The 4,650-nt window shown below is 50.2% G+C and carries 2 protein-coding genes and 1 pseudogene; 1 reads left to right on the top strand and 2 read right to left on the bottom strand.

Annotated features, from left to right (window positions below):
• Positions 1-1,390: 1,390 nt before the first annotated feature.
• A pseudogene (locus tag KO511_RS06300) lies at positions 1,391-1,510 on the bottom strand (IS1 family transposase); the annotation flags it as partial.
• A gap of 247 nt (positions 1,511-1,757) precedes the next feature.
• Complete coding sequence (locus KO511_RS06295; RefSeq protein ID WP_001339197.1) at positions 1,758-2,966, bottom strand: IS4-like element ISVsa5 family transposase; 1,209 nt, start codon at positions 2,964-2,966, stop codon at positions 1,758-1,760.
• A gap of 160 nt (positions 2,967-3,126) precedes the next feature.
• Between KO511_RS06295 and KO511_RS06290 the strand changes: the two genes are divergently transcribed.
• Positions 3,127-3,786: a type A-1 chloramphenicol O-acetyltransferase gene (locus KO511_RS06290; protein ID WP_000412211.1), complete on the top strand. Its 660-nt coding sequence runs from the start codon at positions 3,127-3,129 to the stop codon at positions 3,784-3,786.
• Positions 3,787-4,650: the final 864 nt, after the last annotated feature.

The raw sequence follows: 4,650 nt of genomic DNA, 5'->3' as shown, positions 1-4,650 counted from the left end.
TCCGCTAGCGCCCAATACGCAAACCGCCTCTCCCCGCGCGTTGGCCGATTCATTAATGCAGCTGGCACGACAGGTTTCCCGACTGGAAAGCGGGCAGTGAGCGCAACGCAATTAATGTGAGTTAGCTCACTCATTAGGCACCCCAGGCTTTACACTTTATGCTTCCGGCTCGTATGTTGTGTGGAATTGTGAGCGGATAACAATTTCACACAGGAAACAGCTATGACATGATTACGAATTCGAGCTCGGTACCCGGGAATTAAAGAGGAGAAATTAAGCATGGTGAGCAAGGGCGAGGAGGATAACATGGCCATCATCAAGGAGTTCATGCGCTTCAAGGTGCACATGGAGGGCTCCGTGAACGGCCACGAGTTCGAGATCGAGGGCGAGGGCGAGGGCCGCCCCTACGAGGGCACCCAGACCGCCAAGCTGAAGGTGACCAAGGGTGGCCCCCTGCCCTTCGCCTGGGACATCCTGTCCCCTCAGTTCATGTACGGCTCCAAGGCCTACGTGAAGCACCCCGCCGACATCCCCGACTACTTGAAGCTGTCCTTCCCCGAGGGCTTCAAGTGGGAGCGCGTGATGAACTTCGAGGACGGCGGCGTGGTGACCGTGACCCAGGACTCCTCCCTGCAGGACGGCGAGTTCATCTACAAGGTGAAGCTGCGCGGCACCAACTTCCCCTCCGACGGCCCCGTAATGCAGAAGAAGACCATGGGCTGGGAGGCCTCCTCCGAGCGGATGTACCCCGAGGACGGCGCCCTGAAGGGCGAGATCAAGCAGAGGCTGAAGCTGAAGGACGGCGGCCACTACGACGCTGAGGTCAAGACCACCTACAAGGCCAAGAAGCCCGTGCAGCTGCCCGGCGCCTACAACGTCAACATCAAGTTGGACATCACCTCCCACAACGAGGACTACACCATCGTGGAACAGTACGAACGCGCCGAGGGCCGCCACTCCACCGGCGGCATGGACGAGCTGTACAAGTAATCTAGACAGCGCTTTTCCGCTGCATAACCCTGCTTCGGGGTCATTATAGCGATTTTTTCGGTATATCCATCCTTTTTCGCACGATATACAGGATTTTGCCAAAGGGTTCGTGTAGACTTTCCTTGGTGTATCCAACGGCGTCAGCCGGGCAGGATAGGTGAAGTAGGCCCACCCGCGAGCGGGTGTTCCTTCTTCACTGTCCCTTATTCGCACCTGGCGGTGCTCAACGGGAATCCTGCTCTGCGAGGCTGGCCGGCTGCAGGCATGCAAGCTTGGCACTGGCCGTCGTTTTACAACGTCGTGACTGGGAAAACCCTGGCGTTACCCAACTTAATCGCCTTGCAGCACATCCCCCTTTCGCCAGCTGGCGTAATAGCGAAGAGGCCCGCACCGATCGCCCTTCCCAACAGTTGCGCAGCCTGAATGGCGAATGGCGCTGATGTCCGGCGGTGCTTTTGCCGTTACGCACCACCCCGTCAGTAGCTGAACAGGAGGGACAGCTGATAGAAACAGAAGCCACTGGAGCACCTCAAAAACACCATCATACACTAAATCAGTAAGTTGGCAGCATCACCCGACGCACTTTGCGCCGAATAAATACCTGTGACGGAAGATCACTTCGCAGAATAAATAAATCCTGGTGTCCCTGTTGATACCGGGAAGCCCTGGGCCAACTTTTGGCGAAAATGAGACGTTGATCGGCACGTAAGAGGTTCCAACTTTCACCATAATGAAATAAGATCACTACCGGGCGCTGAGAGATCCCCTCATAATTTCCCCAAAGCGTAACCATGTGTGAATAAATTTTGAGCTAGTAGGGTTGCAGCCACGAGTAAGTCTTCCCTTGTTATTGTGTAGCCAGAATGCCGCAAAACTTCCATGCCTAAGCGAACTGTTGAGAGTACGTTTCGATTTCTGACTGTGTTAGCCTGGAAGTGCTTGTCCCAACCTTGTTTCTGAGCATGAACGCCCGCAAGCCAACATGTTAGTTGAAGCATCAGGGCGATTAGCAGCATGATATCAAAACGCTCTGAGCTGCTCGTTCGGCTATGGCGTAGGCCTAGTCCGTAGGCAGGACTTTTCAAGTCTCGGAAGGTTTCTTCAATCTGCATTCGCTTCGAATAGATATTAACAAGTTGTTTGGGTGTTCGAATTTCAACAGGTAAGTTAGTTGCTAGAACCCATGGCTCCTTTGCCGACGCTGAGTAGATTTTAGGTGACGGGTGGTGACAATGAGTCCGTGTCGAGCGCTGATTTTTTCGGCCTTTAGAGCGAGATTTATACAATAGAATTTGGCATGAGATTGGATTGCTTTTAGTCAGCCTCTTATAGCCTAAAGTCTTTGAGTGACTAGATGACATATCATGTAAGTTGCTGATAGGTTTCCAGTTTTCCGCTCCTAGGTCTGCATATTGTACTTTTCCTCTTACTCGACTTAACCAGTACCAACCCAGCTTCTCAACGGATTTATACCATGGCACTTTAAAGCCAGCATCACTGACAATGAGCGGTGTGGTGTTACTCGGTAGAATGCTCGCAAGGTCGGCTAGAAATTGGTCATGAGCTTTCTTTGAACATTGCTCTGAAAGCGGGAACGCTTTCTCATAAAGAGTAACAGAACGACCGTGTAGTGCGACTGAAGCTCGCAATACCATAAGTCGTTTTTGCTCACGAATATCAGACCAGTCAACAAGTACAATGGGCATCGTATTGCCCGAACAGATAAAGCTAGCATGCCAACGGTATACAGCGAGTCGCTCTTTGTGGAGGTGACGATTACCTAACAATCGGTCGATTCGTTTGATGTTATGTTTTGTTCTCGCTTTGGTTGGCAGGTTACGGCCAAGTTCGGTAAGAGTGAGAGTTTTACAGTCAAGTAATGCGTGGCAAGCCAACGTTAAGCTGTTGAGTCGTTTTAAGTGTAATTCGGGGCAGAATTGGTAAAGAGAGTCGTGTAAAATATCGAGTTCGCACATCTTGTTGTCTGATTATTGATTTTTCGCGAAACCATTTGATCATATGACAAGATGTGTATCCACCTTAACTTAATGATTTTTACCAAAATCATTAGGGGATTCATCAGTACCGGGCGTATTTTTTGAGTTATCGAGATTTTCAGGAGCTAAGGAAGCTAAAATGGAGAAAAAAATCACTGGATATACCACCGTTGATATATCCCAATGGCATCGTAAAGAACATTTTGAGGCATTTCAGTCAGTTGCTCAATGTACCTATAACCAGACCGTTCAGCTGGATATTACGGCCTTTTTAAAGACCGTAAAGAAAAATAAGCACAAGTTTTATCCGGCCTTTATTCACATTCTTGCCCGCCTGATGAATGCTCATCCGGAATTTCGTATGGCAATGAAAGACGGTGAGCTGGTGATATGGGATAGTGTTCACCCTTGTTACACCGTTTTCCATGAGCAAACTGAAACGTTTTCATCGCTCTGGAGTGAATACCACGACGATTTCCGGCAGTTTCTACACATATATTCGCAAGATGTGGCGTGTTACGGTGAAAACCTGGCCTATTTCCCTAAAGGGTTTATTGAGAATATGTTTTTCGTCTCAGCCAATCCCTGGGTGAGTTTCACCAGTTTTGATTTAAACGTGGCCAATATGGACAACTTCTTCGCCCCCGTTTTCACCATGGGCAAATATTATACGCAAGGCGACAAGGTGCTGATGCCGCTGGCGATTCAGGTTCATCATGCCGTTTGTGATGGCTTCCATGTCGGCAGAATGCTTAATGAATTACAACAGTACTGCGATGAGTGGCAGGGCGGGGCGTAATTTTTTTAAGGCAGTTATTGGTGCCTAGAAATATTTTATCTGATTAATAAGATGATCTTCTTGAGATCGTTTTGGTCTGCGCGTAATCTCTTGCTCTGAAAACGAAAAAACCGCCTTGCAGGGCGGTTTTTCGAAGGTTCTCTGAGCTACCAACTCTTTGAACCGAGGTAACTGGCTTGGAGGAGCGCAGTCACCAAAACTTGTCCTTTCAGTTTAGCCTTAACCGGCGCATGACTTCAAGACTAACTCCTCTAAATCAATTACCAGTGGCTGCTGCCAGTGGTGCTTTTGCATGTCTTTCCGGGTTGGACTCAAGACGATAGTTACCGGATAAGGCGCAGCGGTCGGACTGAACGGGGGGTTCGTGCATACAGTCCAGCTTGGAGCGAACTGCCTACCCGGAACTGAGTGTCAGGCGTGGAATGAGACAAACGCGGCCATAACAGCGGAATGACACCGGTAAACCGAAAGGCAGGAACAGGAGAGCGCACGAGGGAGCCGCCAGGGGGAAACGCCTGGTATCTTTATAGTCCTGTCGGGTTTCGCCACCACTGATTTGAGCGTCAGATTTCGTGATGCTTGTCAGGGGGGCGGAGCCTATGGAAAAACGGCTTTGCCGCGGCCCTCTCACTTCCCTGTTAAGTATCTTCCTGGCATCTTCCAGGAAATCTCCGCCCCGTTCGTAAGCCATTTCCGCTCGCCGCAGTCGAACGACCGAGCGTAGCGAGTCAGTGAGCGAGGAAGCGGAATATATCCTGTATCACATATTCTGCTGACGCACCGGTGCAGCCTTTTTTCTCCTGCCACATGAAGCACTTCACTGACACCCTCATCAGTGCCAACATAGTAAGCCAGTATATACAC

It is taken from the genome of Vibrio hepatarius (assembly GCF_018860525.1).
GTDB lineage: Bacteria > Pseudomonadota > Gammaproteobacteria > Enterobacterales > Vibrionaceae > Vibrio > Vibrio hepatarius_B.
Note: the sequence above shows the minus strand (reverse complement) of the source record. Positions and strands in the feature narration are given on the sequence as shown.